Origin of the sequence: Rouxiella sp. S1S-2 (genome assembly GCF_009208105.1) — a bacterium.
GTDB lineage: Bacteria > Pseudomonadota > Gammaproteobacteria > Enterobacterales > Enterobacteriaceae > Rouxiella.
In genome coordinates this window covers 3,457,398-3,484,062 of sequence record NZ_WFKL01000001.1, presented here as the reverse complement: position 1 = coordinate 3,484,062, position 26,665 = coordinate 3,457,398, and the positions used below count along the sequence as shown (strand labels likewise).

The 26,665-nt window shown below is 48.4% G+C and carries 20 protein-coding genes and 1 tRNA gene; 5 read left to right on the top strand and 16 right to left on the bottom strand.

Annotation, left to right across the window (positions count from 1 at the left end; genetic code table 11):
* Positions 1 to 3 precede the first annotated feature (3 nt).
* Complete coding sequence (locus GA565_RS16015; protein WP_152199330.1) at positions 4 to 987, bottom strand: DUF1852 domain-containing protein; 984 nt, start codon at positions 985 to 987, stop codon at positions 4 to 6.
* A gap of 306 nt (positions 988 to 1,293) precedes the next feature.
* Between GA565_RS16015 and GA565_RS24810 the strand changes: the two genes are divergently transcribed.
* A complete protein-coding gene (locus GA565_RS24810) occupies positions 1,294 to 1,584 on the top strand; it encodes a hypothetical protein (RefSeq protein WP_226950978.1) in 291 nt (96 codons plus the stop codon).
* Between the two features lie 167 nt (positions 1,585 to 1,751).
* On the opposite strand, the gene GA565_RS16005 is transcribed toward GA565_RS24810, so the two are convergent.
* Entirely contained in the window at positions 1,752 to 3,002 is a 1,251-nt protein-coding gene (locus GA565_RS16005; protein ID WP_152201557.1) for a NupC/NupG family nucleoside CNT transporter, read from the bottom strand.
* Between the two features lie 139 nt (positions 3,003 to 3,141).
* A complete protein-coding gene (rihB, locus tag GA565_RS16000; RefSeq protein WP_152199328.1) occupies positions 3,142 to 4,074 on the bottom strand; it encodes a ribosylpyrimidine nucleosidase in 933 nt (310 codons plus the stop codon).
* 135 nt (positions 4,075 to 4,209) lie between these two features.
* Between rihB and yeiL the strand changes: the two genes are divergently transcribed.
* Complete coding sequence (yeiL, locus tag GA565_RS15995) at positions 4,210 to 4,899, top strand: transcriptional regulator YeiL (RefSeq protein WP_152199326.1); 690 nt, start codon at positions 4,210 to 4,212, stop codon at positions 4,897 to 4,899.
* Between the two features lie 408 nt (positions 4,900 to 5,307).
* Here the strand turns inward: yeiL and GA565_RS15990 are convergent, their stop codons facing one another.
* The 5 genes from GA565_RS15990 to GA565_RS15970 form a co-directional block, all read right to left on the bottom strand.
* Entirely contained in the window at positions 5,308 to 10,287 is a 4,980-nt protein-coding gene (locus GA565_RS15990) for a lipopolysaccharide kinase InaA family protein (protein WP_152199325.1), read from the bottom strand.
* Positions 10,288 to 10,332: 45 nt separating this feature from the next.
* Positions 10,333 to 10,800 (bottom strand): hypothetical protein, encoded by a 468-nt coding sequence (locus tag GA565_RS15985; protein WP_152199323.1) that lies wholly within the window; start codon positions 10,798 to 10,800, stop codon positions 10,333 to 10,335.
* Between the two features lie 918 nt (positions 10,801 to 11,718).
* A tRNA-Asn gene (locus GA565_RS15980) sits at positions 11,719 to 11,794 on the bottom strand.
* Between the two features lie 137 nt (positions 11,795 to 11,931).
* Complete coding sequence (locus GA565_RS15975) at positions 11,932 to 12,492, bottom strand: thioredoxin domain-containing protein (RefSeq protein ID WP_152199321.1); 561 nt, start codon at positions 12,490 to 12,492, stop codon at positions 11,932 to 11,934.
* A gap of 120 nt (positions 12,493 to 12,612) precedes the next feature.
* Positions 12,613 to 13,746 (bottom strand): amidohydrolase, encoded by a 1,134-nt coding sequence (locus GA565_RS15970; RefSeq protein WP_152199319.1) that lies wholly within the window; start codon positions 13,744 to 13,746, stop codon positions 12,613 to 12,615.
* A gap of 254 nt (positions 13,747 to 14,000) precedes the next feature.
* Here GA565_RS15970 and GA565_RS15965 point away from each other — a divergent pair, with 254 nt between their 5' ends.
* Positions 14,001 to 15,158, top strand: a complete 1,158-nt coding sequence (locus tag GA565_RS15965; RefSeq protein ID WP_152199318.1) for an amidohydrolase — start codon at positions 14,001 to 14,003, stop codon at positions 15,156 to 15,158.
* Between the two features lie 108 nt (positions 15,159 to 15,266).
* On the opposite strand, the gene GA565_RS15960 is transcribed toward GA565_RS15965, so the two are convergent.
* Genes GA565_RS15960 through galB form a run of 3 tightly spaced genes read right to left on the bottom strand, consistent with a single transcriptional unit; the run spans position 15,267 to position 17,884 of the window.
* A complete protein-coding gene (locus tag GA565_RS15960; protein ID WP_152199316.1) occupies positions 15,267 to 16,379 on the bottom strand; it encodes a 4-oxalomesaconate tautomerase in 1,113 nt (370 codons plus the stop codon).
* A gap of 9 nt (positions 16,380 to 16,388) precedes the next feature.
* Entirely contained in the window at positions 16,389 to 17,129 is a 741-nt protein-coding gene (locus GA565_RS15955; protein WP_152199314.1) for a 4-carboxy-4-hydroxy-2-oxoadipate aldolase/oxaloacetate decarboxylase, read from the bottom strand.
* Positions 17,126 to 17,884 carry a 4-oxalmesaconate hydratase gene (gene galB / locus GA565_RS15950; protein WP_152199312.1) on the bottom strand — a complete coding sequence of 253 codons (759 nt, stop codon included), beginning with the start codon at positions 17,882 to 17,884 and terminating at the stop codon, positions 17,126 to 17,128. Before galB ends, GA565_RS15955 begins: the two co-directional genes overlap by 4 nt.
* A gap of 170 nt (positions 17,885 to 18,054) precedes the next feature.
* Here galB and GA565_RS15945 point away from each other — a divergent pair, with 170 nt between their 5' ends.
* Positions 18,055 to 19,275, top strand: a complete 1,221-nt coding sequence (locus GA565_RS15945) for a LysR family transcriptional regulator (protein ID WP_152199310.1) — start codon at positions 18,055 to 18,057, stop codon at positions 19,273 to 19,275.
* Here GA565_RS15945 and alsS read toward each other — a convergent pair.
* Both alsS and budA read right to left on the bottom strand, forming a co-directional pair.
* Entirely contained in the window at positions 19,272 to 20,948 is a 1,677-nt protein-coding gene (alsS, locus tag GA565_RS15940) for an acetolactate synthase AlsS (protein WP_152199309.1), read from the bottom strand. The genes GA565_RS15945 and alsS overlap by 4 nt on opposite strands.
* Before the next feature lie 25 nt (positions 20,949 to 20,973).
* Positions 20,974 to 21,702, bottom strand: coding sequence for an acetolactate decarboxylase (gene budA, locus GA565_RS15935; protein WP_370518057.1), 729 nt, complete (start codon positions 21,700 to 21,702; stop codon positions 20,974 to 20,976).
* 101 nt (positions 21,703 to 21,803) lie between these two features.
* Here budA and GA565_RS15930 point away from each other — a divergent pair, with 101 nt between their 5' ends.
* Positions 21,804 to 22,706 carry a LysR family transcriptional regulator gene (locus GA565_RS15930; RefSeq protein WP_152199305.1) on the top strand — a complete coding sequence of 301 codons (903 nt, stop codon included), beginning with the start codon at positions 21,804 to 21,806 and terminating at the stop codon, positions 22,704 to 22,706.
* 60 nt (positions 22,707 to 22,766) lie between these two features.
* Here the strand turns inward: GA565_RS15930 and GA565_RS15925 are convergent, their stop codons facing one another.
* The 3 genes from GA565_RS15925 to GA565_RS15915 all read right to left on the bottom strand — a co-directional run bounded on the left by GA565_RS15925 (position 22,767) and on the right by GA565_RS15915 (position 26,506).
* The gene (locus tag GA565_RS15925; protein ID WP_152199304.1) at positions 22,767 to 23,621 is read right to left on the bottom strand and encodes a glycosyltransferase; all 855 of its coding nucleotides are present in this window, start codon (positions 23,619 to 23,621) and stop codon (positions 22,767 to 22,769) included.
* Complete coding sequence (locus tag GA565_RS15920) at positions 23,622 to 24,857, bottom strand: flippase (RefSeq protein ID WP_152199302.1); 1,236 nt, start codon at positions 24,855 to 24,857, stop codon at positions 23,622 to 23,624.
* Positions 24,858 to 25,258: 401 nt separating this feature from the next.
* Positions 25,259 to 26,506, bottom strand: coding sequence for an LVIVD repeat-containing protein (locus GA565_RS15915; RefSeq protein WP_152199300.1), 1,248 nt, complete (start codon positions 26,504 to 26,506; stop codon positions 25,259 to 25,261).
* Positions 26,507 to 26,665: the final 159 nt, after the last annotated feature.

The following is a 26,665-nucleotide window of genomic DNA, read 5'->3' as shown; positions in this document are numbered from 1 at the left end:
TAATCAAAGAACGGAATTAGCAGACCATTGTTCAAGAATAGTGTGGTAGGGTTTAATGAAGTGCTCCTCAGTAAACTTCCCTTGCTCAACAGCCAATTGGCTACGTTCTTCTCGATCATAAACAATTAGAGTTAAAGAATAATCCTGGTGATTCAAACTGGGTTGATAGCATTTTCCTGCTGCAGAATTAGCGTTGTAAATCTCAGGTCGGTAAATCCTTTGGAAAGTTTCCATTGTGCTGATGGTACTAATCAGTTCCAGATTAGTGTAATCGCTGAGCAAATCGCCAGTAAAATAAAAAGCCAAAGGCGCAACACTATTTGCAGGCATGAAATAGCGAGCCCGCAGCCCCATTTTTTCGAAATACTTATCAGTCAAGGAAAACTCATCTTGTTGATATTCTATACCCAGTACAGGATGCTCGTTACCCGTCCGGTAATAGGTGTTTTTACTCGACACACTTAGGCATATAACCGGTTTCTTATTAAAGTTATTTTGGTAAGTGTCTGAGTTGATGAAACGTTTAAATATATTACCATGTAAGCTGCCAAAATTTTCTGGGAGGCTAAATTCAGATTGGTTTTTATTATGCTCTGACAATAAGATGCTGAAATCATAATCTCGTACGTAAGAGGAAAAGTTATTCCCTAAAATGCCTTCAATACGTTCGTTAGTTTTTTTATCAACGATATTTGTTTTCAGAATTTCGATCACTGGGAAGCTATTGCCCTTGCCTTGAATATCAATATTCAACTCAACAGAGATGATTTCAAGTTCAACAGAATAACGATCGCCTTTAGGGTTATCCCAGTGCGCCAGGGAATTGAAACGATTGTCAATCATCACCAAGGCGTTGCGCAAGTTATCTTGGCGTTTCTCACCTCTGGCCAAATTAGCAAAATTGGTCGTGATACGCGTACTTTCCGAGGGGTTATAATTCTCGTCGAAACGAAGGCTTTTAATGGCAAATGTCAATTCTGTATTCATCGCAATCTGGTATCCTAATTTTTACATAAAACCTGATTTACTTGTTGCTTTTTCAGGATTTTTCAAATTTATTTTTCTGGTTTTGTTACCCAGTCGTCTTCATTTTGTCTATAGTTATGTTAATGGGTATTTTATGCCAGAGTCATTGATTGAGTAAAAGTGATTTAATTTCATTAAACATGAGTCATCTTCATGATCCGGTCTAGGATCAAGACCGGCGCTGACGCAAGAGTGCCTGCCCCACAGGAGCAACAGCTAAAATCCATGGGGTAATATCAATTTGATATTAAGTGGGAGTCAACAAAAGTGAAGGGTCAAGGACTGCTGCTTAGCTCCAGAACAATGGCTGAGCGTAATTATTTTAGCCGCGCGTTGTTTTCAGTGGTGTGGGTTACTGCTGCGTTTACCTTGGGGCAGCACTCATCGACAATTGGCGCTGTTTTATTGTTTGTTTATCCGGCTTGGGACGCCTTGGCTAACTATATTGATGCATCGCGAAGCGTAGGGTTTCGCCGTAGGGTTAACCGTCGGGCAGATACGTCGAAAAGTGGTATAAGTGAAGAGCCTCTTTATCCCGTTAATTTTTGCAATATGTGAGGGGATCTAAAACGCGAAAAATATCTATTGTTACAAAAGACTGCATATCAATTTTATTATCATATCTTGCCAAGCTTCAGACTGCTGAAATATACGCATCGACAAACAATTAGCCTGGTCGTGCGGTTATCACCTATTACGGACAGCTTAAGCTTGGCTCAATATTATTATGTAATTCCGATAAAGAACCCCGCAATGGTGGCACTCATCAGATTAGAAAGTGTGGCAGCCGCCAGTGCCCGCAGACCTAACTGAGCGATTTCTGAGGTTCGCTGAGGTGCAATGGCAGAAAATGCGCCGACCACTACACCAATAGATCCAAAGTTTGCAAAACCACACAGGGCGAATGAGATGATAGCAATTGTTTTAACATCCAATGTGCCGGCAGTTTGCAGATAGGGCGAGAAGCTCAGGTAGGCAACAAACTCATTAATCGCGAGTTTTTGACCAATCAGGCTTCCCGCTAAGGTTGCATCGTTCCAGTCAACACCCATAAGCCACGCAAGGGGTGCAAGAGCTAATCCCAATATCCCTTCTAGGCTGGCATGGGCAAACCCGAATAAACCAGCCACGCCGCCGATAATCCCGTTTATCAAGGCAATTATCGCGACAAAAGCCATTACTACGGTTCCGACACCTACGGCTATCTTTAGCCCTGTCATGGCCCCTGAGGCTACCGCTTCAATGATGCTTTTTGGCGGTGTTTCTGAAAAGGACAGGTTATCGAAAACTATTTGTGACTCTTCGGTTGCAGGGCTAAGGATACGAGCAAATAAAATTCCGCCGGGGATCGCCATCAACGACGCCGCCAGCAAGTAATCTATGGGAACACCCAGTCCGGCATAGCCAATCATCGTCGAACCGGCAATGGAAGCCATTCCACTACAAATTGCGGTAAAAAGCTCGTTGCGATTGAGGCGATTAATAAAGGGTTTAACGATGGCAGGGATCTCATTCTGCCCTAGAAAAATAGTGGTGACGGCAACAAAAGACTCAATCTTACTGATCTTCAGCGCTTTCTGGAAAATACCACCGAGAATGTTGATCAGTACCTTCATGATGCCAATATAATAAAGCAAACTCACTAAAGAGGTCATGAATATAATCGCAGGTAATACGTGGAAAGCGAATACAAACCCAGCACCGTTAAATACTCTGTTCATATCGGGTCCCGCTAATGCACCAAATATAAATGAGCTGCCAGCATCACTGTAATTCAATATATTATGGATGCCAAAAGCAACTTTCTCAGCTAACCATTTACCTGGAGGTAAGTAGAGAATCGCACCGCCAATTGTTATTTGTAGTATCAGTGCTGCCCCGACCGTCCGCAGACTGATATTTTTTTTATTTACTGATATAATAAATGCAATTGCCAGTAATACCCCCATGCCTAAAACACTTCTCATTATATCCATAATGATTATCTCGTTATTAAAAATCTCGATATATTTGATATCTATATGGGCGACGGCAAACAGCCCATTAGGTTGATCGGCATGCAATGAGGTTTGCACATTATTGCATGCCTTATGCAGGTGCTGTTATGGCATTTAATCAGTGATACATTCGTACACAATCTTCCACGAGGTCCCAAAACCATTGGGTATCAATAGTGATCCCGACTTTTGTATTTGCAGCTTTGCCGGTAACACCAAGCTCATCACACACTGTTCGTCCATAACACGGACCACTGTTAACATCGATTTCCACATACATATCACGTGTTTTAATCCTTTCGGGATTAATGAGATAGCCAATACAAGTAGCATCATGTACCGGCCCACCGGCTAAGCCGTAGTTTTCATGTTGAGTTTTAAGCGTGAAATTCATCATGTCACTGAACAACTTCCCAGCCGGCCCCCCGGCTTTCTCCATCCGGGAAATGACGTCTGGGGTACAGGCAGTCTGGTTGGTCAAATCAAGGCCCAGCATTACTAAAGGCGCGCCTGAACTAAACACGACGTGCGCCGCTTCTGGGTCTGCATAGATATTGAATTCTGCCGATGGGGTAAAGTTTCCCGTGCCGTAGGCACCGCCCATCAACACGATTTCCTTTATTTTAGGGATGATAGCGGGCTGCATACGCATGGCGACCGCAATATTGGTCAAGGGGGCAACGGGTACCAGAGTGATATCACCCTCGCTGGCCATCAGCGAATCAATGATAAATTGAACGGCATGGGTGCTCTCTGCTTTGCGTTTTAGGGGCCCAAATACAGGGCCATCAAGTCCTGTTTCTCCGTGAATATTATCGGCCACGATCTGTTGGCGCATTAGTGGCAGAGGCATTCCGGCAAAAACGGGCACGTCGATACCTAACTGCTGGCAGACATTTAATCCATTTACTAACGTTTTATCCAGAGTCTGATTACCTGCAACGATAGTTATTCCGAGGAGGTTAATGGCTGGATGTTTTGCCGCCATCAAAATTGCAATAGCATCATCATGACCCGGATCACAATCGAGTATAATTTTTCTTTGAGCCATCTCTCATTTCCTTTGTTAGGGTTTCAATAAAATGCATATGATTTAATTAAATGTTAAAAGTGTTACGTCAACGCTTTAACCCTAACAGTAAAAAACGTATGTTAAATATGAGAAATCTCATACAGAGAAATGATTATGAAAGAAATCCATAATGAAAATCTTAAGAGCCAATTAATAAAAAATTCTGACTATCAGCATAAATTTTCGCTTGATGTTATGCAGGAAACTAGACTGCTTCACATTATGGCGGGTGATTATATTGTTAAGGAGGGAGAGCGGCCTTTTCACTTGTTTTATCTCGCCCGTGGGCGAGCAAAGCTTTATGCGACTCTGGCAAATGGTCGAATTTCGCTGATTGATTTCTTTGGGCCGAATTGTTTTATTGGTGAAATTGAGCTAATAGATCAACAGCATGAATCACGCGCCGTACAGGCTATTGAGGAGTGTTGGTGTCTGGCTTTACCCGCGAAGCAATATAGAACTCAGCTTTTAAATGATACTGTTTTTTTACGCGATCTCTGTATGAGTTTAACGCAGAAAAATTATCGAAATATTGTATCTTTAACGAGGAATCAATCATTCCCGTTGGTGAATCGCCTTGCTGCATTTATATTATTAACACAACATTCTGATTTATATAACGAAAGGCACACCCAAGTTGCCGAATACATGGGGGTGTCGTACCGTCATTTATTGTTTGTGATTGCACAATTTGTTGAGGAAGGTTCATTAACTAAGCAAAACTCCGGATATGCGATTAAAAATAAAGAGGCGTTTATTACCTTAGCGCGTGAAATGGAGCCAGAAGGAGTAATACCGCTATAATGATGAAGTTTGCTCGGTAACAACATTATATCCATTCGATGTTTATGATTTAACTACCATATGGCTGGTTTTACATCCGGACCTGAATCCCTCTGCCAGAGTTCGCGCCGTGATTAACACTCTGGAGTATAAATTTTCTAAGCAATACGCCTGAATGTCGGCCTTGGTTTAATAAAAATATTCAGCTTTGAATCTGAATAGCATTGGGTTGGGATTATAGGTATTTTTAAATTCAGGAATAAAAATGTCGATCCAATATTCTATTAAGGGATTATTAGTATGAATCATGAGAGTTACCGCATTTTTTGTATAAGGGTTCGACACCCTGGGAAAAGCGATAACTCTCAAGCTTTCAATATCCGGCGAGAAATAAATTTAGTATTTTAACCGTTATTTTCTTCTAGGTAATCAACCAATGATTCTTTTAAATGCATGTAGCCATAGGTATTTAATAGTTGAGGACTTAACTTTATGAACATTTTCAACACCCACAACTTCTCTAAGAAATTTCTGAGCTGCACGTAAATGATCGTAAGTGGGTCTATAGTGCCCTGAAGTATTGAGTAGGTAAGCGTCACCTTTTTTTGTCATACCTAAGTATCCAGCAGATTGTATCTTCAATTCTGTTTTATCAATAGTTAATTCGCTTAGTAAAGAAGGATGGGAAATCGTTTTTACGTTAGTTTTCTTACCAATGCCACCGATAATTAGTTGCTGATTGCCTTGGGCATTTTGTACAAATATAAATTTGGCTTGATAGTTTGGGTCTTTTAATCTTTCGATGTCCTTGGGGGTGGTTACAGTAGTGGTGAAAATGTCTTCGTGATTTGCAACTGCTTCTTTTAGTGAATTGAATTCAGTATCGATAAGTTGTTTTCTGTTATTGACCAAGGCCGGAAGCTCGAAATCTAAAAATTCAGAGCTTGCGGCTGTACAGGGTATAATTCCCCGCGTATGTCTTGAGGCAGTTATCAGAGGGGAACAGGTACTGATCAAATTTGGGTTGTTGTCCAGATTATCGAAATCCAATTTGATGGCATTATTTTCTAGTTGCTCGAGTTTATCAATATTTCTTTTAAATTCATTTAAATCAGCTTTAAACTTTTTCTCCATCGGGGTCATCTGAGAAGCAGACAGTTCTGGGATCAGTCCATCTTTTTTAGAGCTTATTCTTGCACGGTCAAAATCTACCAGGGTGAATTTGTCAGTCTCTGGATTGAACATGATATTTGCGAGATTGATATCATCATGCATAATACCATTTTTTTTCAAATCAGCAAGTGTACGATCTATTATAGACTGTATAGTATTTTCATCACTCAGTGAATTCCTGATATTTTTCATTTGTTGTAAATTGTCTTGCTTTAGAATGGATTCTAAAGATTCACCCGGTATTTTAGGCATTTTCATCGAAACAATTTTAGAATCTCCAATATTATCAATGAAGACGAAGGATGAACCCTCTCCGTAAAGACGGTTGAATGCTACGGCATTATTATTTGCATCATGCAATGCCCCCGAAAAACTATTTGTTTTTGATTGCGTTAATAATAAATTATCTTTAGAGAAGTCACCTTCTTTCAACGGGCGCTTAAATTCTTTAATCAGGTAATCGTCTACACTATAAATTTTTGCCGCTGTTCCTTCAGCAATAGGTTTCGCTTTTCTATAATCTGCGGGTATAGATGCAATATTTGTTTTTGAATCTGGCAGCCTGAAATTATTGGGCGTATTCTTCAAACTACTTTTTATCGCTAATGACATCTGCTGTCGAAAAAATTTTATCGCCTGAGTTATCTCTAGACCCGTATCAAATACACCACTCATTACTGCTTCTAACAACGCATCCATCTTTTCATCTGGTGTTTCTGCTACAAAGTACTTCGCAACTTGCATCGCTGAAATACCCATACCCATGGCCACTGAGCAAAATACGCCCAGTGCGCTGGCCGGTGTGAATATCACCCCCACTGACAGAATCCCTAGAAAATCGATACCTGCGGAAAGAACAGTATCAACTTCTTGTTCAAAGCGAGTTTTTATTAAAACATCCGGATCGGAATTCAATTTGTCAATATGACGCTGAGTCAAGTCTGACGTGTAATCACCCGTTTCACTATATTTTACCGGATATTCATAATGCGTGATACCATGTAAAGGATCGAGTAATTTTTCCGTGAAAGACGTTTTAACCATATTTCTTTGAGAGTCATAGAAAGACAAGTGGTGCAATAACCAATCTTGTAAGCTCTGATCATTTTCCAATCCCTGTCTGTTCGGTACGATCTTAGATTCTTGTGTCAACGTAGAGACAGCAAGATAGCGTTCACCTATTCCTTTTAGTGCGATGATGTTAGACATCGGATATTCCAGCACCGCCATTAACTTAGGTTGTGTTGTTCCTGCGAGAATATCATTAATGGCAGGGCCAAACTCTCGTAAGTCTTCTACAGACGCTTTTTTCATGTAATCTATTAGCTGAGTCTTAAATGAAATCCCAATAAAATTCTTCACTACATTTTTAGCGTCAGGCCGAGATAAATTATTCCTGATGGTCTCTTCAAGTCTGGCTTCAACGTTACCCGCAAGCTTTATCACTGATTCTTTGAATTTTACATCGTGTTGATGATACGGTTTTTTTTCGTCTGCCTTACTAAAGATGGCTACAGTTCTGGAAGACGGATAATTTCTAAAGATGCCACCGAGCGCGACTTCTTTTAAACTCAAATCCATTCTTTTGTGAAGATCGTACAACGATACTCTATCTTCAAGATTCGCATTTTGTAGTGTGGGTATTTTTCTTATCTCATCCAGGCAAATGTCATCTACCAAAATATTAATATTAAAATTCTTTAAATAGTCTACTGTATTGGCTTTTGCATTATTAAAATTTTCAATAAACTCAGCATATTTATTCAACGGAATAGGGATTCCATTCCCAGTGTTATACGCTGCAGATACAATATATCCATCCAGTTCTGGATCTGTAATTGTACTCGATAAGTCTTGAACTGTGTTGGCTGCACCCTTCTCAGTATACCAATATTCATAGTCGTTCATACCAAACTTGTTTAAAGCGTGTTGATTCGATACGGCCTCATGCATTTTATCATATTCTTTTTCGTACATCTGCATTATCGAAGGTTTTGGTTTTTCATTAATAGCTTTCATCGCAGCCAGTTTCACTTCTGCACCGCCGTCTGGGAAGAAATAGCTGTCGATTTTGGCTGTTAACCTACTTGAGTACTCCGAAACCAAACCAACTTCTACATCAAATGCCATTACTGGCGTTCTGGAGAGGATGGGCTCCATTAGTTTTTCTAGATTGCAGGCCTGAAGAGAAGGGTGTTCAAATTGCCCGTCCGCTAGCATCTTAGAAATTTCCAGGATAAATTGCTTATTTTTTAACATGTCGACCAATGCAACGTCATCAGGTAGGTTAGAACGGACTCTTGCCTGTTGAATCGCCGTAATAATTTTACTGTCAACATAATTTTCGGAAATAAAAGCTATCCCCTCAATGATAATTTTTGCATAGTCCTCTTTTGCATATGAATAAAGTTCATATAACTTGTCCTCATTTAATTCATGAGGATGATCTGCAAAGGCAGTTCTTATCACATCTGCGGAAAGAGAGTCGAGTGCCTGATAAATTATTGGTTTATTCGCAGCAAAGGGATTTTCCGGCTCAGGCTGTTTATTTGCTAATTCCGACAGAGAAGTCGGTTTGCTTTCAGCCGTCTTAAACTGCTGTGCCATGAAAGCTACTGCTCCGGCTGCCTTACCCGCCACCAGAGTGACTGCCAGGGTTGTCAACATGTTGCTGACATAACTCGGATCTGTTGGGACTATATTCACACCCTGCAAATTATCCCTCGGCGAGACAAAACTGCGGCCTATCTCTTGCAACAGCATTTCCTCTTCAGGCTTCTTTGCCAAAGCCGCATTGGTTCTTTCTGCCGTGTTTTCTATTTTGCTTCCTGTCGGGGAGACAGCGGTTTCTCCGCCCGAAGATTTCTCGGGTCTGAGCTGAAACCTTGAAGGTGCGACAGTGGTAGCTACCGTGCCGGACATCTTATTTGGCACTTTGGCATTTGAAAGTTCAACGGGAGTGTCAGCGTTGGCCAGCCGTAAGCGTTGTTTCAAATTCCCCTCACCGTCCAGTACGCGTATTTTCTCCGCCATTCCCTCTTCCACGACACTCTTCACCATCTTGGTTGGCAGGGCCATAGCGGTAGTATTTGCACTGTTAGGCGAGCTTGAACACACCTCTGGGGCTGTATCTTGTTCCGGAAGCAGGAATTCATAACAGGTTTTTGCTTTCATCAGTATCTTTTCAACGACGTCCGTATTTTCCCAGTTAAGCACGCTGTTTGCTATCCAGCCTTCGGCATCAACATTCTTGGGGACCCTCTCGCCTCCACTGATTGTCGGCGCAGTCAGTAACGTAAGTTCGGGTCCCTTTCCTCCGGTATCAACCATCGTTGCGCCAGGCTGATGGGTGTTCATTCTGCCAGCAATACTCTCAGGGGTAATTCCGCTCAACCAATCTCCGAGATGGGTAAAGAGTTCCAGGTCATCCGCGGCAGAGATAACCCCTCCCGCCATTTTCGCCCCCATCCACGTATCCAGCTGGGCCTTCATCTGGGAGTTGACCGTATTCATGAGGCCTTCCTGACTGAGCTGCTTTAAAATCTGGCAGCTGTACCAGGCGATTGACAGACCGGTGCCCACTGGCCCCAGGCTTGCGAGCGCCATGCCGACGCCGGCACTGCTAATATATGACATGCCGATTTTCTGTATATCCGCTTTGGACGGCGTTCCCTTCGCCACGACTGCATAAACCTCTTTTGATAACCATTGATACAAGGCGGGTTTTGTTTGTTCCAGATTCATGCGTTCAATTTTCGCCATCGCTTTCTCATCCTTAGGATTCGCTCCTAGAATGCGCGCGAACAGATGATCCATCCCGACGTCAAGATGCAGGCCATCGAACCAATGCCCACCGGAAACCTTAATCAGATTCTCCTCTGTTAACATCTTTCGCAGTAAGGTTGCTGGGTCAGATAACGGGGTCTGCGCCTCTGTTTTGTGCTTCCTCAGAGCCATTTCGATTTTTACACTCAGCGAATGTTCTGTTCCACCGTTAAGCGGGCTTTTGGCATCTTTTTTCAGCTCTTTAAACAAATCATTCAGCTGTTCCATTGCTTTAGCCTCGTCTACCGGTGGATTGGTAAATGAAGCCACTGACTCCGAAAACACCGATGACAGCTTATCCATCCAGGAATCGGCATGTGCCAGCTGTCTGTTCTGTTCTGTTTTGGAAGCTTGAGTGGTGTGGGTATCCTGTGTGGAGACATTCGCACGGCTGAGCTTAACTTCGTTCATGTATTTCTCTTTTTCTTATGATAATGGGGGAAGGGACTGGCAAATTTACGGCCTGGAGTATTCGCCTGCGCACTGTTGCAGACGGCAACTGCGTAAATAAAAGGCATCGAGGAGTTCTCCGAACCGGGTATCAATGACGAAACACGATTCATCAACCAGCGCCCGCAGCTCCCGGCCACGAAGACCTAGCACTGGCTGGTCGGTCACTACCCACGGCAGCGGGTACTGCAGTACCTCCAGAAGGGCACCTGCAGATTTAGCAAAATGCAACTCGTCCCTCCAGATAAGCGGCGTCTGGAGCCAGATGTGTCCTTCATTCAAGGAAAGGGTGATGGGAGGAACGTTGTGAAATTCAAATACTACTTTTGAGCCAGCCTCTACGGAAAGGTTGCCGACGGCTTTTCCGGTTTCCTTGAGGATGTCTTTAACGACCTGATTAATCTGGTATATTAGCAAGGCAGTTTTGTCCGTGGTTGCCTGTTTTACCGGCCTGGAGATAAACATCCGTGTCATATTGGATAAGCCCCATCGATGGTAGGGCTGGAGGCTATAGAGGAAAAACCATCAATCGCAAGCTCATGCAATAATGTAGTTTTCAGCGGATTTGTGGATGAGGTTGCACACACTCGTGAAAGAGTCGTTGAGGCACGGGTTTTAGAGATTTCGTTCCTTGAATATTTCATGACATTTCCTAATGTAGTGTTGAAGACTAATTAGGTAGAAATATATGTAATGCGGGAGGCGGGGTTTATCTGAAACAAACTAAAATTTATAGATTTTTACATCTAGTAATGTAATGGTTTGTCAATGGTTTTTGGGAAGTGCGCCTTAAAAGCCCGATCATTACTCAGGCGGGATTGATTATATCTACGAGTAATCTAAGAATCTCAGCACGTTGCTGATGAATATGAGCATTAACAAGAGAGATGAAATACCCTAAGCCCCGATAATTAATACATCGCGATATTAGTCATGCCTTAATATGGGCTATGACCATAAACGGCTGTGATGCTGGGTTTTTAAACGAATGGGTTATAACCATTGCCAGAATGTTTATCAGTGTCTGTTGATAATAGCCCTCTATCCGATTCGCGCTGACGCGTTTTACGAGAACCGTATATCAACCGTCATTTAAAGAATGAATCGTTAGCTGTTTGTTGCTTTGGATGTGCCTAAGGGACCCGGTAAAACCACTCGGTATTTCAGTCGTTGACACGGCAAAAAAACCAGAGTTTGACCTGTGACAGCCTGTGGCAGACTTCTGGCGCCTTCGTATACCGCTCGAAATCTAATCGCCTTCTGGCTGAAAGCATTGACGCTATACCTTCAACACGGCATCGTTATGGATAAAATCTGAATCTGCCAGAGATTCCATAATCCCCAAAAAGCAAAAAGCCCGCGCAAGTTGTCTTGTGCAGGCTTTTCTAAATATGGCTCCTCTGACTGGACTCGAACCAGTGACATACGGATTAACAGTCCGCCGTTCTACCGACTGAACTACAGAGGAATCGTTGAACGGGGCGAATATTAACGGGGGGAGCCGTGCTTGTCAAAGCTCTTTCTTCATAACCGCGTCTGAGTGTTGAAGAAATCGGCAAAACCGGCTTTTATCGCCCACAACGGGGTAAAACAACCGCAGAGGTGTTAGCCCTGAATACGTTTTGCCCAGGAGGAAATCTCGTCGCCACTGCCGATATCAGCCTGTACTAATCCGTTAACGATAAAAGTAGGCGAAACGTGAATACCGTTTTGGCGCGAGTATTTGCTGTGCCACTTGATGACGTTTTGCAAGTCCGGACGCGCGAAGGCTTCACGTGCGTTGATGCCGCTGTATTGCTCAAGGCGGTTGATAATGTCGTTCGGCGTGGCGTCAAGATTCGGGCCAGTGCAGTGATCGGTAAATTCGAACTCTTCACGATGATCGCCAACGGCTTTCAATACTGCTTTTGCCGCTTCTTTTCCTTCGGGCAGGGTAGAGGCAGCAAGGATGTAGCGCACGATTAAGCCGGAATACATATGCCACGGCTGAGACTGAAGATGAATTTTCAGCGTCATATTGTCTTCACCTAGCTCATCCAGCAGTGCGTCAAATTTATTAAAAGCGCGAACGGAGTAAGGGCAGGTGGGTTCCAGAAATACTTCGAATACGTTTTTTCCGTGTCCCCACTGCAGGGGGTCAGCGTTTAATGGTTTGTTCGTCGTCATGATCTATCCCCTTAAATGATAATTATTAACTAAACCATAGTGGCAAATCCTGCCTCGCTGCTCCAGTCAAGGCGGGCTATTTGCCCGCTGTTTTCCGTTAGCAAAAGTAACCGACGGCCGCTACTGCGCTACTGCGTGCAGCGCGCGTTGGGCAAGCGCGGTAAAATAGTCTACTGCGGGCTCGATTAATGCTTCATTGGGGTCAAACTCTGGATGATGCAGGCCAAAGGCGCTGGCGCTGCCGATACTGACAAAAGCGCCGGGGACGTGGTGCAGATAAAAAGCAAAGTCTTCACCGCCCATCTGCGGCGTGGCGACCTCAACGTTATAGCCGCTCTCTTTGGCAATCGACAGGGCAAAGTCTGCCCACTGCGGGGTGTTAATCAACGCCGGAGGGCCGGGCTGCCAGTCAAGTGTTGCTCGTGCGCCAAAGCCACCGGCAATGCCGTCTATCAATGAACGTATACGCTGAGGGATCGCTTCGCGAATAGTGTCATTGTGCGTGCGCACCGTTCCCTCGAGTTCAACGGTTTGCGGCAGCACATTCCAGGTATTGCCTGCGGTAAAGCGCGTTACGCTGACCACCACCGACTCCTGCGCACTGTAAATACGGCTGGCCAAAGTTTGCAGCGTGGTCACAATCTGACTGCCAATGACCACGGAATCGATGCCTTCATGAGGACGTGCGGCATGCGCGCCTTTACCGTTGATCGTGATTGAAAATCTATCAACGTTGGCATAAAACGCACCGCCGCGTGTTTTCAAGGTCCCGAGCGGGAGATCCGGCGCATTGTGCATGCCGAAAATAGCCTGCACACCCTCAAGCGCACCGGCGTCGATAAGCTGCTGAGCGCCGTTAAACGTTTCTTCCGCCGGTTGAAACAGTATACGCACACGGCCTTTTAGCTGTTTTTCCTGCGCTTTCAGGCGATAGGCGACTCCGAGCATGATAGACGTGTGAACGTCGTGGCCGCAGGCGTGCATTACGCCGGCATTTTTTGAGGCGAAAGGCCGATGCGTTGCTTCTTCAATTGGCAATGCATCGATGTCGGCACGCAGGGCGATCAGCGGCTCACCCTGACCCATCTCAACCACCACGCCCGTTTTAATCCTGAGCGGCAGAACGCGAATGTCGGCTTCTTTTAGCCATGCAGTAATGCGCTCGGTGGTCGCAAATTCATGATTGGAGAGTTCAGGATGCTGATGCAGCTCGCGCCGCCAGGAAACCAGCTGTTCGATTAATGAGTCCGTCATAAAATCCTCAGGGTTTGAACGAGATAAAAAGACTGAGCGGAATTTCAGGGGGATGGTGCAGATTCACCGCCTCAGCGGACAGGTTCCCATCATCCAAAGTTGTGACAAGCGCGTGAACCAAGGATTTGCGATAAGCTTTTCCATAAAAGTGCTATGCCTATTGCCAGAATTTTCATTCCCTTGCGCAGAATTGTTCTTTTACTCGCACCGGTTGTGCTTGCACTATGAGGCAGACATAAAGGAGGGAGAAACGCATGAGCGAAAATTTTGCTGCACAGCTGATTAACTGGCGCAGGACCTTACACACGTGGCCCGAGCTCTCAAATCAGGAGCAGGCGACCACCTCGCGCATTCGCGACTGGCTGAAGTCGGCCGATATCCGCATCCTTGATTATCCTATTCAAACCGGCGTGATTGCTGAAATAGGGCAGGGCGAATCACTGATTGCGCTGCGGGCCGATATTGACGCATTGCCCATTCATGAGCAGACACAGTTAGCCTATGCCTCGCAGAATGACGGTGTAATGCACGCCTGCGGCCATGATATTCACACCTCGGTTATTCTCGGTGCGGCTTTGCAGTTAAAAGCGCGCGAAGCCTCTTTGCCGGGCAGAGTTCGTTTGTTGTTTCAACCGGGTGAAGAGAACTGCACCGGTGCCAAACAGTTTATTAAGGCCGGTGCGTTGCAGGACGTGCAGGCAATTTTTGGTATGCACAATGAACCCGGTCTTCCGGTGGGCACTTTTGCCACGCGCGGTGGGGCGTTTTATGCCAACGCTGACCGGTTTATCATTAAAATTCGTGGCAAAGGCGCGCACGCGGCGCACCCTGAGCAGGGCAATGACACCATTGTGCTCGCCAGTCAGGTCATTCAGGCATTGCAGGCTTTGACCAGTCGTAGCTTTAATACACTCGACAGCTTAGTGCTTAGCGTCACGCGTATTGATGCCGGTAAAACGTGGAACGTGTTGCCTGAAGAGGTAATGTTTGGCGGCACGCTGCGCACGCATGACGTTAACGTGCGTGCGCAGGTGCAGCAACGCGTTATTCACCTGGTTAAAAGTCTGGTCGAGGCCAGTGGCGCAACGGCAGACGTTAACTGGACCGCCGGACCTCCGGTGCTCATCAACGACGAAAATTGGGCGACATTCAGCGCCAGCGTCGCTAAAGAACAGGGTTACAAGGTACGTACGGCCGATTTGCATCTCGGCGGCGAAGATTTTGCCATCTATCTGCAAAACGTGCCGGGTGCTTTTGTCAGTATCGGCAGTGCCAGCGAGTTTGGGCTGCATCATGAAGGATTCAATCCCGATGAAGCGCTGATCGCCCCTGCGGCGAACTATTTCGCCAAGCTTGCCGAACGTGCTTTAACGCTGCTGCAAGAAAAAGTGCCAGAGGGGCAGGCGGTTTAATTCGACCTTAACCTGTAGCCGGTTGATAAGCCTATTTTGCCAGGACTAAATCTGCCCCTTTGCTTAATACATTATTTATGGCGTTGCCCGTGGCCTGAGCAATCTCTGTCAATGCTTGACAACAGAATGACGGCCGTCCCACAGACTGCCGGGGATCGCGACGTGGCCGGTAAATAGCAGGCGCGCTGTGCGCAATAGCCCGCATCCGAGCACGCTTTCAGCGCCAACGGCGGTGGGATGTATCTGCAGTTCGACGCTGAATTCGCCGCTCGGATGCTCAACGCTGATGCGCGGACGTAATCCTTGTGGCACCGTGGCCAGTCCCTGTGTTACCGACTCTGGCAGCAGGCAGGCGGTGGCGACACTCACCGCACCCAGGACGCCGATTGAGGCATGGCAGCGGTGGGGGATAAAAGTCCTGCTGGTCAGCGCGCCACCGTTACGCGGCTCTGCAACCAGCGTCATTTTCGGCACGGTTCGCTGTGTGACATCCCCAAGATTCATTTTAGGACCCGCCTGTAGACGAATAGACTCCAGTCTGGCTTTAAGTTCTGCATCGTCGTCAAGCTGCTGGCGGGTTTCATAGCCCGTGCGGCCGAGACTGGCAGCGCGCAACAGCACCACCGGCATACCGTTGTCGATGCAGGTCACCTCAATGCCGTCGAATCTGTCAATAACGTTTCCGGTTGGCAGCAGTGAGCCGCAGCTCGACCCGGCAATATCGGCGAATTCAATCAGGATTTCAGCGGCTGTTCTCGGAACGCCGTCGATACGCAGACTGCCCTCATATTCCACATATCCCTGTGGCGTGGGCACGTGAGCGATAGCTATTTGGCCGGTATTTTCCATAAAAATTCTCACCGGTGTGAGCTTATCCAGCGGCTCAATCAGACCTTGCTCAATGGCATAAGGGCCGACGGCGGCCAGAATATTGCCGCAGTTTTGCCCGAAGTCGACCACGGCCTTGTCCACGTTGACTTGGGCAAAGAGGTAGTCAATGTCGGCGTCATCACGCTGTGAGCGACGAATAATGGCCACCTTGCTGGTTAAAGGGTCCGCGCCGCCCACGCCGTCAATTTGCCGTGGGTCCGGCGAACCCACCACCGCCAGCAGCACGCTGTCGCGCAGTGACGGGTCAGCGGGTAAATCAGCGGCCAGAAAGAACGCGCCTTTTGAGGTGCCACCGCGCATTAACGTGCAGGGAATTCGGGTTTGCAACATCAAGCCTCCTCAGGCCAGTAGTGATTTTTTCAGCGCGTCGGCGTCATCAAAGTAGGTCAGGCCTTTTTGTTCAAGGGTTGGACGCATATTATAAATATCCAACCCCAGCTCACCCTCGGCCATCCGCGCACGTTTACTCTCTTCCAGCACTTCGCGTTGGCGACTGGCCTCTGCCACTTTTGTGACTTCCTCACGGCGAACGACCACAATGCCGTCGTCATCGGCCACGATGGCGTCACCGGGATAAATAATCTGACCGGCGCAAAGGATGGGGATGTTCACCGAACCCAGCGTCTCTTTTACCGTGCCTTGGGCATAAACGGCACGTGACCAAACCGCAAAACCCATCTCACGCAGGGTGCGGGTGTCGCGCACGCCCACGTCTGCCACCAGGCCTATCACGCCGCGCGCCTTGAGTGAGGTGGCCAGCAGGTCGCCAAAGTAACCGTCAGTGCACGGCGAGGTGGGAGCAACCACCAGAATATCGCCGGGTTGACACTGCTCGACCGCGACGTGAAACATCCAGTTGTCGCCCGGCGCGACCAATACGGTGATGGCACTGCCAGAAATCGCCACATTTTGCACAATGGGGCGCAGAGCCGAATCAAGTAGTCCCTTACGGCCCTGAGCTTCGTGCACGGTCGCCACGCCAAAGCTGGCCAGCGCGGCAACGTGTAGCGGTTCAGCGCGGGGTATATTACGCACCACGACCCCTTTTTTGCCGAGAATCACACTTTCTTTGCTGCTCATGCCAGCTCTCCTGTTACACGTGGGAAGATGCTCTGATAACCCTCGCCGTATTCGATATTTTTGCCGCTGGTGATACCGATGTTGCGTTTCGCCTGCACGCCACGCTGTTGCGCCACGCGCGTATAATATTCCCACAGGTGTTCCTGACCGGCCATGCACTGGATGGCCTGATACTTTTTGTCCCAGACGTCGGTGATGTCGAGCAGCACGTCAGGTTTCCAGTCGCACTGCTCCGGCTGGTGTGGCTCAAAGCAGTAAACCGGTGGCGCAGCCACGACAGGCTCGCCCGGTTTATAGCCTTCAGCCTGGGCAATGATGCGTGCCTCCTGCGCCAGATGCGTGGCCATCGGGTGGTCATAGTTGTAGGGATCTTTCAAGGAGTGGGTCAGTACAAAATGTGGTTGCACGCGGCGGTAAATGTCGGCCAGACGGAATAAATCGTCTTTTGTGGCGCGCAGCGGATAGTCACCCATATCAAAAAATTCGACGCTGGCACCGAGGATTTCGGCCGCCGCCATGGCTTCTTCACGTCGCGAAGCTTTGACTTTTTCTTCACTCATTTCGCCTTTACGCCACAGTTTTGCTGACTCACCGCGCTCGCCAAACGACAGGCAAACAATGTGCACGTGGTAGCCCAGCTGGGTGTGCTGGGCGATAGCGCCGCCCGCACGCCATACAAAATCGGCCGAGTGGGCGCTGACAACCAAGGCGCTTTTGGCGCTGCCGTTGGCCTGATCCTGAGTGACGTTAGTCATGTGTATAATCCTTATTTTTCACTGTTTGAGGATAACGAACGCATTGCGTGGTCTGATTTCTATGCTGTCAGTCACCGCGGGTCTGAGGTAATTCATTTGATTGCAGCAGGTATGCGTTTTATTTATATTGCGGGTTGAGCTCACGTATAAAACGCTGGCAGGAGAAGGGGATGAAGCACGAGAGGGAGTTATGTAGCCTGATGCAGATCCGCGCATTTTGTCAGGTTGTCGATCAGGGCAGTGTCTCACGGGCCGCCGACGAGCTTTTTCGCACTCAGTCGGCGATTACCCGCGCTATTCGAGATCTGGAGGAGCATTTATCCGTGCCGCTGTTCGAGCGCCACGCCAACGGCATGCGGCTGACCGATTTCGGCAAATGTGTTTTGCCGCGTGCACGTCGGGCCATTGCCGAGCTGCATGAAACCGCCTATCTGCTGGCGCGTTTGCAGGGTAAAACGGCGCAGAACCGTGCGCCGACCGAGCCGCTGTATTTGTTCAACGTACGGCGATTGCAGATTTTTGTGTCCCTGTGCAAAACGCGGCATATGCAAACCGTTGCTACGCTGCTCGGGCTGAGTCAGCCTGCCGTGTCGGCCGCGCTTAAAGTGCTGGAAAATGGCGCAAACACCTCGCTGCTGGAGCGAACGCCGCAGGGAATGATACCGAGCCTTGCTGGTCAGGAAATTGTGCCCAATATTCGTCGGGCGCTGAACGAACTGCGGCACATTCCCGCCGATATCGCCGCCCGTCAAGGGGTGCTGGTGGGGACGGTACAGATAGGCGCGCTGCCGCTGAGCCGCACGCGACTGCTGCCGCAGGCAATTCTGGCCGTGACTGCGCGCTATGGCGGCATCAAAATTATTACCAATGAAAGCGCCTTTGCCGCCTTAGCCTCGGAGCTGCGGTCGGGAGAGATCGATTTTATCGTCGGTGCACTGCGCACCAGCGACTATGCGGCAGACATGGTGACTGAAACCTTATTTACCGAAGAGATGGTGATTGTGGCACGCCGCGGGCATCCGCTGAGCCAGGCCGCACTCAGTCCTGAAGCTTTGCGCAGCGCACGCTGGGTATTGCCACGCGCCGAAACACCAGCACGCGGTCTATTAGAAAGCAGTTTTATGGCGATGAATATTCCTGCGCCGGATGCGGTCGTAGAAAGTGGCGATCTGGCGATGGTGCGGGGGTTATTGCTCAATTCAGATATGCTGGCGGCGGTATCCGCCAGACAGTTGCAGCACGAGTTGGACAACGGCGAGTTGGTCAGTCTCAACGTCGAGCTAGCCGACACGCGACGCGCGATTGGTATCACCCTGCGCGCTGGCAGCCTGCTCTCACCGGCTGCCAGCGCGATGGTTGACGCGATTCGTGCCCAGGGCGGTATTTCCTAGAAGATTTCGCCCATGTTCAATTGACTCATTAACAGCGCGTTGTCGCTGTAGTCCACGGGAATGGCCACCACGGCAGGACCCTGGACGTCCATCGCCGCATGCAGCGTTTTTTCCAGCGAATCGGCGGATGTCACGGCGAAGCCCTTGGCACCGAACGAATCGGCATAGGCTTTAAAATCAATCGGGCCGAACTGGATACCGGAGGTACGTTGATATTTTTTCTCTTCCTGAATCGCCACCATATTATAGGCCTGATCGACCCAGATGATGTGCAGCAGGTTTACACCCAGCCGTACCGCCGTTTCCAGCTCCATGCTCGACTGCATAAAGCCGCCATCGCCTGAAACCGAGACGACTTTGCGGCCCGGCTCGACCAGCGCGGCGCCGATCGCCCAGGGTAGTGCAACGCCCATTGTCTGTTGACCGTTGGAAATCAACACCTGACGGGCACGGAAGCTGTATAGATAGCGGGCAATCCAGATATGAAAACTGCCCATGTCAACGCACAATGTGACGTCGCTGTTGACGATGTCCTGCATCGCGCGCACCAGTCGCAGAGGGTGAATGGCAAACTGATTCAGGCTGCGGCCCTTTTGGTCAAGCAATTGGCGCTGCAAACGGCGTTCTTCGAGAATGTCCACCGCCAGCGGGCTGAGCGCGATCTGCTCGGGTATCTCATGCGTCAGCAAGTCAATAGTGTCGGCAATATCCCCCACCAATTCGACCTCAGGCTGATATTCACTGTCAGGCTCTGCGGGCGTTACGTCAATGTGCACCAGTCGCGCAGAGCCGTTGCTCCACTGTGCTGGCTCATATTCCACCGGACTGTAGCCGATGGTGATAACCAAGTCGGCATTGCGCAGCAGTTTGTCACCGGCCTGATTGTTGAACAGGCCGACGCGTCCAGCGAAGCGGTGGAACGCGCTTTGATCGATAACGCCTGCGGCCTGATAGGTGCTGGTTACCGGTAAATCGCTTTTATGCAGCAGGCGACGAATAGCCTCGGCGTTGCGCGGTTGGCTCGCCATCAGGCCGAGCAGCAGCACCGGATTCTTGGCCTGTTTGAGCAAACGACTTACCTCGACAATAGCGCCGTGTGGCGCACTGCCGAGGGTAGGGGAATAGGAAGTGAGCAGCTTGCCGCGCGTAGGCTTATTGATAAGGTCCATGGGCAGGCTAATAAAGGCGGCGCCCGGACGGCCAAATTCGGCGGCGCGGAAGCCGTTTGAGACCACTTCTGCCAGCGCCGATGAGGAGGTTACCTCGGCGGAATATTTAGTCACGGGACGAAACATCGAGACCGTGTCCATGGTCTGATGCACCTGTTTTGCATGGTCGGCACGTTTAACGGCACCGCCTAATGCTACCATCGGGTCACCTTCAGAGTTGGCCGTGGCCACACCGGTAATAAGGTTGGAGCAGCCGGGACCGGAAGTCACCAGCGCAACCCCTGCTTTGCCGGTCAGTCGCCCTACGGCACCGGCCATGAATGCCGCATTGGCCTCGTGACGGACCACCACGGTTTCGATTTTTGAGTCGACCAGTGAGTCAAAAACGCGGTCTATTTTGGCGCCGGGGATACCAAAAACGTGTTTGACACCCTGCGCCTCAAGCTGGGCGACCACCAAGTCTGCGCCGCATTTCCACTCTTCATTATTGTCTGTGTTACTCATCGTATAGCTCCTTTCGCTGCGGCTATTAGCTTTCTACTGAACGGATGGCTTCCTGCAAATTTTCAGGAGAGAGATTGGCGTTGAGAAAATCTTTATCGTGCGGGAAATCAATGGTGAGTTTTTCGACGGTCCCAAAGCTCAGCGTGCCGCGCTCAACCTGATAATCCAGCACGTGTCCGCCGCTGTGGCGCGCCTGGTCAATGAAGTGCTCGTGGTAACCCGCCACGTTAATCCCTTGCATATATTCAGGGGTTAAAAAGCCAATCAGCACCCCGTGGCTGTTCTTGATATGAAACGTCGGCTGTTCTTTTACTGCCTCGAGCATCGGTTTATAAGGACGATGCTGCTCCGGCACCGTGCGGGTATCGACGCGGCTAAAATCGCCATCGATACGCATGGCGCAGAACGCGTTTTGACTGGCGACGACCTCGTCAATCACCTGATGAATCTCTTCACGGCTGTGCGGGCGGGTAATGTGGTATTCATTAGTCGGGTTAAAGAATGTCATAGTGGCAAACGGGGTTTTTTGCTCGGGACTGGCGCGTCGTGCCGTGCCGTCGCCGCGCAGCTGAAAGATGTTGCCGTCAAAGGCTATTAGCTCACCGTCGAGTTTATTAAACGTTCCGAGGCCAAAATCACCGTGTTCGCGCAGCTGCGCCATGGTGACGTCACCTTCATAAACGCCGCTGAGCAGGGCACTCATCAGGGATGCCTGATAGAGGACGTTGGGACGAGAAATTGCCAAGTCTTTCATACTGATGCTCCGGGAATTCATTAACAAGATTAACTAAAGGTTGACTCCATTCGGCCCGGAGTTCCAATATGAAGAGGTGTTTACTTTGAGACGTTTTTAATATGGAACTTCGTCATCTGCGTTATTTTGTTGCCGTAGCAGAGACAACTAACTTCACCCGAGCCGCCGAACGGCTCGGTATTTCCCAGCCGCCGCTCAGTCAGCAAATTCAACGACTTGAACATGAAGTGGGCACCACGCTGCTAAAACGCCTGACGCGCGGCGTTGAGCTCACCGAAGCGGGTAAGGTGCTTTACGAAGATGCGCTGATTATCTTGAAGTTGTCGGATGCTGCTCTTGAGCGTACTCGCAGCGTGGCGCGGGGTATGAATGGTTTTCTACGCATCGGATTTGCCAGTTCTTCGGCATTTAATCCGCAGGTGTTTTCTCTGTTGCATCACTACCGCGACAAATATCCCGGCGTGAAGCTTGAGCCGCAGGAAAAAGATATGTCGGGACTGATGACCGCCCTCAGTGAGGGGGTGATTGATTTAGCGTTTATTCGATTACCCTGCGAGCGCAGTAAGGACTTCAACGTGCGGGTGATTGATAACGAGGAGATGGTGATTGCGCTGCCGAAGATGCATCCACTGAGTCGGGGGGAGAGCGTTGCGCTTTCTGAACTGCGCAATGAAACGTTGATTACTTTCCCGCGCGAGCTGTCGCCCGGTTTATATGATGCGGTGATTGCCGCCTGCGTGGAGGCGGGATTTACCCCAAAATTGGGGCAGCAGTGTCCGCAAATTGCCTCATCGCTAAGTATGGTTGCGACCGGTTTTGGTTACGCGCTGTTGCCCGCATCGTTGAGTAAAATTAATGCCGACAACGTTCGCTGTTTGCCTATTGCTGGTCAGACAATCACCACCCAGGTTGCGCTGGCCTGGCGGCGAACTTCGCAGGGTAAATCGGCCAAACATCTGCTTAATATGGTCTCACCGGGATTGGAGTCGAGGGCAGGAGAGTAAGGTATGACGATACCGATTCAGGCCGCAAAGTGCAGGCTTGAATCGATATTGACAGCCCAGTTATCTCATTCGACCAAGGCGATTCTTTTTATAATCGCAGTAGCCGCGCAGCATATAGCGCAGTTTAAGCAGTTTTTGTTTTTCAAAAAAAATCACGCCTAGCAGTAAGATAAGATTGAATTTAGCGTAATCATTCGTGAAGGAAGGGAACCTGTCACGAATTAGGAAGCGATTGCGGATGATGTAATATTTTCTTATTGCACCGTGATGCATAACGTATAGCCTGCGTGGATACAAGAAAGGATGGGATTTCCCGTCACCAATTTTGTGTTCCATATGCACGTTGCTAAAGGTGTAAATAGTGTACTTAAGCTGGGTCAGCTTGTAGCAGAGGTCGTGATCTACTTCGTCGATAAATAACGTATCGTCGAAACCGCCAATTTGTTTATAGGCAATAAGGCTTAAGAGGTTGCCAGAGGTGATAACGCGTGAGGCATAGCCTTCGGGCTGATATTCATTAGTCAGCGGGGTAAACACGGCAATCGTCGGGTCTTCGAGTTTTTTGGTTTCGAAGGCATCGATAAATTTAGTCATCTCTGCACGGTCAAAACTCGAGTCTTGATCCATGGTTAATATCCAGTTATAGCCTTGTTCCAGGGCACGCTCGCACCCCTTATTTAACGCTGTTGCGATGCCCAGGTTATCAAGATTCGGGATATATTCTACTTTGTCCGAGTCGCGGGTTAGCTCACTCAATAAAGATAAATTATTTCCGGCTGAGTTATCGACAACATAGAGGTGTTGCACAAAGTCGAGATAGCTTTTTATGTTTTCGACTTCTTTTTCTGTCGGATTGTACCAAACCACAACCCCTGCAAAAGGGGTCGATTTACCGTTATTTTGCTCAATAGACATTTAAGAACGTCTCCATATGGATTTGGTTTTGGCAACAATCAACATTGCGACAAGAGCCTCGGTAAACAGCACAGAAATAGCTGCGCCATCTGCACCGGCTAACCCTATCAATGGGAAGATGATCGCGGTATTGAGAATAGCGCCAAGCCAGAGAATTTGGCTAAATTCTTTTCTCATCCCAATAATCAGCATTCCCTGTACGCCTAAGACGGTGCTCACGCTAATAAAGAAAATAAGCGGGGCGAGGAGCGCTAAAATAGACACCGATTCCTGATAGGTTTCGCCGTAAAAAAGATGGATGATTTGCGATGAAAATATCATTAAGAACAGTGTCATAAACAACGCCACCGCATTTTGCCCGACCAGTAGCATCCTGATCATTTTTAGGCCTTTCACTTTATCGGTCGACATTAATGCGCTAATACGTGGATAAAACACGCTGGTTACCGGGCTCATCAGTCCCTGTACGGCCTGCCTGATGCGGTCGGCGGCAACGTAAAAACCCACGGTAACCGGTCCAGCCGCAAGGCCGAGAAACACCGGAATACTGTTTACATAAAGGCTGCCTGCAATATTGGATAAGAAGATGTATCTCCCGTCCTGAATCAGTTCTTTTACTTGTTCCAGATTTGGTCGGCTCCATTCAATCCACTTTTCACGATAAATCATATAGAAGCTAAACAGCGAACCGAGAATGAATCCTATACCGGTAATGAGTGCCACAATCCAGGTGTCGGCGGGCGAGCTCACCAGAATAAAAATAAACGGAATAGTGACTATTTTGGCCAGAATATTGGATATCGCCATCCAGCCCATTTTTTCTTTTCCCTGGAACAGCCATGAAGGGACGTAAGCAGCACCGATGACCGAAGTGTAGGAGACGATAATAACGGTCGAATACTCTTTAAGACTGGGAACCAGCAATATTATTGCCATCATCACCAGCGCACCCAGCACCACCAGGATTGTTTTACAAAATAGCACGCCCCAAAAAACCTGACTGACCAAGGTCTTATTGTCTTTATGAATGGCTATTTTGTTGGTGGCTGAAAGGTCAAAACCGTACTGAACGAGGAGGGTAAAATATTGCACGAATGCCAGTGAAAATCCTAATACGCCGTATTCGCTGGGGCCGAGCACTCTGACCAGATAAGGGAGCGTGATAAGGGGTAAAATATATCCAGCTCCCTGAATCATAAAGAGCGACAATATATTTTTGACCATGGTTTTATTCACTAAAGAGGTACTCCCAAAATAATTGGGTCATTATGCCGTAGTGTCCAGGTCATTGCATTTTCCTTGTTCATAACCTTACCCGCCTGTCGAATAAATGAGAACCTGCTAAAAATTTCTCTTAGGCTCAAGAGCGCTAAACGAGACTGTTTCGTCCTTTCAGTCATCGCGGGCAATAGAGGATCCCCGTCACAAAATTGTCTTTGGCAGTGTAGCCTCATTGTGCTCACTTTTTCAAGGTTCAACTTTGTTAAATCAGATACCTAGACGACTTGTCATGTTTTCTTAATGATGGGAAATGAGCGGGCAATTCGGCTGGGGAGAAGAACGATTGATACGGTAAATAGACGACGGAAAAATGCCCGTAAAATTCCCGCCGCCGTACTATCACTCCGCTAAATTAATTAACCAAGATATTCGATAATGGAAAGACCGCCATTATAGTCGGTACTGTAAATAATGCCCTGTGCATCGACGAAAACGTCGCAGGATTGAATGATCTGCGGACGGCCCGGGCGCGTGTCCATCATCACCGTTGGTGCAGCCGGCACCAGCGCACCGGTTTCTTTTGGCTGATAGGGATTGCTGATGTCATAGGCCCGCACCCCCGCATTTTGATAGGTGGCGAAAATTAGCGTTGAGCTAACAAAACTGCCCGGCCGATTTTCATGCAGATTGTGTGGGCCAAAGTGGGCCCCTTTGCTGACGTAATCTCTTTCATTTGGCTGCGGGAGGGTGGCGATGCTTACTGGGTTTGCAGGCTCACGAATATCGAACAACCAAATTAATTTTTCGCCATCTTCCTGATTATCAAGAACTGCCTCATCGAGTACCACCAGCAGGTCGCGATCCGGCAGTGGGAGTGCAGTATGCGTGCCCCCGCCAAAGGGCGGGCTCCAGTTACGATGTGAAATTAACTGCGGTGCATTTTTGTCTTTAATATCCAGAAGTGTAAGGCCGCCGTCGCGCCAGCTGGCGTAGGCCGTATCGCCGCTGATAATGGCGTGATGCAGCGCATACCGTTTACCTTCTGGCCAGCTTGGTGTTTCGCCACCGGCGGTGTGCATTCCCGGCAGCCACCAGCGGCCTGCAATCTGGGGATTACGCGGGTCAGCGAGATCCAGGGTCAAAAATATGTAGTCACTGTAACCGTCCAGCAGGGCTGAAACATAGGCCCAGCGTCCGCCTACATACCAAATCCGGTGAACGCCAATACCGTCAAGGGATAAAAAGCTGATTTCTTTCGGCCTGTCGGGTGTTGAAATGTCGAAAATGCGCACACCGGCACTCCAGCCGCGTGCGTTGCTGCCCTGTACGGTCTCGCTTACTGAACGGGTGTAATAGACTTTTTCATCGGCAAAACGGACGTCGGCGAACAAATCGCGGGCATTTATCACCAGTAAAAGATCGTCATGCGCCTGTAAATGCACGTTCCAGGTTCCCGCTGGGGCTGCAACAAAACCGGCATCGCGGGGATTTTTGGGGTCGCGAACGTCAACAATAGAAAACCCCTGCGACACCATGTGCCCTATATAGGCATAGCCGCGATGGACCATCACCTGCACGCCGTCAGGTTTACCCCCCTGATTGCTGTGACCAATCAGTCGCATATTGCGGCTGTACTCGGGTTGGGGGAGAGTGTGAGCTGTCATTGCCGCGCCTTATTGACTTGAAAGTGTAGAATTGCGGATTTAGGAATGAACGAAGTTTTTATGATGGCTCAAAAAATGGCAACGAATCAAAAAGTATATGCTTATTCTGGTTTATCAGCGGCATCAGCAGGAGATTCAAGCGAGACTCGCGGTGAAAGA

Excerpts from the sequence above, each read along its gene's own strand:
- GA565_RS15985 (WP_152199323.1), bottom strand. The coding sequence starts at position 10,800 with ATGACACGGATGTTTATCTCCAGGCCGGTAAAACAGGCAACCACGGAC.
- GA565_RS15965 (WP_152199318.1), top strand. The coding sequence starts at position 14,001 with ATGAGCGAAAATTTTGCTGCACAGCTGATTAACTGGCGCAGGACCTTA.
- GA565_RS15925 (WP_152199304.1), bottom strand. The coding sequence starts at position 23,621 with ATGTCTATTGAGCAAAATAACGGTAAATCGACCCCTTTTGCAGGGGTT.
- alsS (WP_152199309.1), bottom strand. The coding sequence starts at position 20,948 with ATGAGTAACACAGACAATAATGAAGAGTGGAAATGCGGCGCAGACTTG.
- GA565_RS15960 (WP_152199316.1), bottom strand. The coding sequence starts at position 16,379 with ATGTTGCAAACCCGAATTCCCTGCACGTTAATGCGCGGTGGCACCTCA.
- GA565_RS16005 (WP_152201557.1), bottom strand. The coding sequence starts at position 3,002 with ATGGATATAATGAGAAGTGTTTTAGGCATGGGGGTATTACTGGCAATT.
- rihB (WP_152199328.1), bottom strand. The coding sequence starts at position 4,074 with ATGGCTCAAAGAAAAATTATACTCGATTGTGATCCGGGTCATGATGAT.
- GA565_RS16015 (WP_152199330.1), bottom strand. The coding sequence starts at position 987 with ATGAATACAGAATTGACATTTGCCATTAAAAGCCTTCGTTTCGACGAG.
- GA565_RS15945 (WP_152199310.1), top strand. The coding sequence starts at position 18,055 with ATGAAGCACGAGAGGGAGTTATGTAGCCTGATGCAGATCCGCGCATTT.
- GA565_RS15970 (WP_152199319.1), bottom strand. The coding sequence starts at position 13,746 with ATGACGGACTCATTAATCGAACAGCTGGTTTCCTGGCGGCGCGAGCTG.
- galB (WP_152199312.1), bottom strand. The coding sequence starts at position 17,884 with ATGACTAACGTCACTCAGGATCAGGCCAACGGCAGCGCCAAAAGCGCC.
- GA565_RS15915 (WP_152199300.1), bottom strand. The coding sequence starts at position 26,506 with ATGACAGCTCACACTCTCCCCCAACCCGAGTACAGCCGCAATATGCGA.
- GA565_RS15990 (WP_152199325.1), bottom strand. The coding sequence starts at position 10,287 with ATGAACGAAGTTAAGCTCAGCCGTGCGAATGTCTCCACACAGGATACC.
- budA (WP_370518057.1), bottom strand. The coding sequence starts at position 21,702 with ATGAAAGACTTGGCAATTTCTCGTCCCAACGTCCTCTATCAGGCATCC.
- yeiL (WP_152199326.1), top strand. The coding sequence starts at position 4,210 with ATGAAAGAAATCCATAATGAAAATCTTAAGAGCCAATTAATAAAAAAT.
- GA565_RS15955 (WP_152199314.1), bottom strand. The coding sequence starts at position 17,129 with ATGAGCAGCAAAGAAAGTGTGATTCTCGGCAAAAAAGGGGTCGTGGTG.
- GA565_RS15975 (WP_152199321.1), bottom strand. The coding sequence starts at position 12,492 with ATGACGACGAACAAACCATTAAACGCTGACCCCCTGCAGTGGGGACAC.
- GA565_RS15930 (WP_152199305.1), top strand. The coding sequence starts at position 21,804 with ATGGAACTTCGTCATCTGCGTTATTTTGTTGCCGTAGCAGAGACAACT.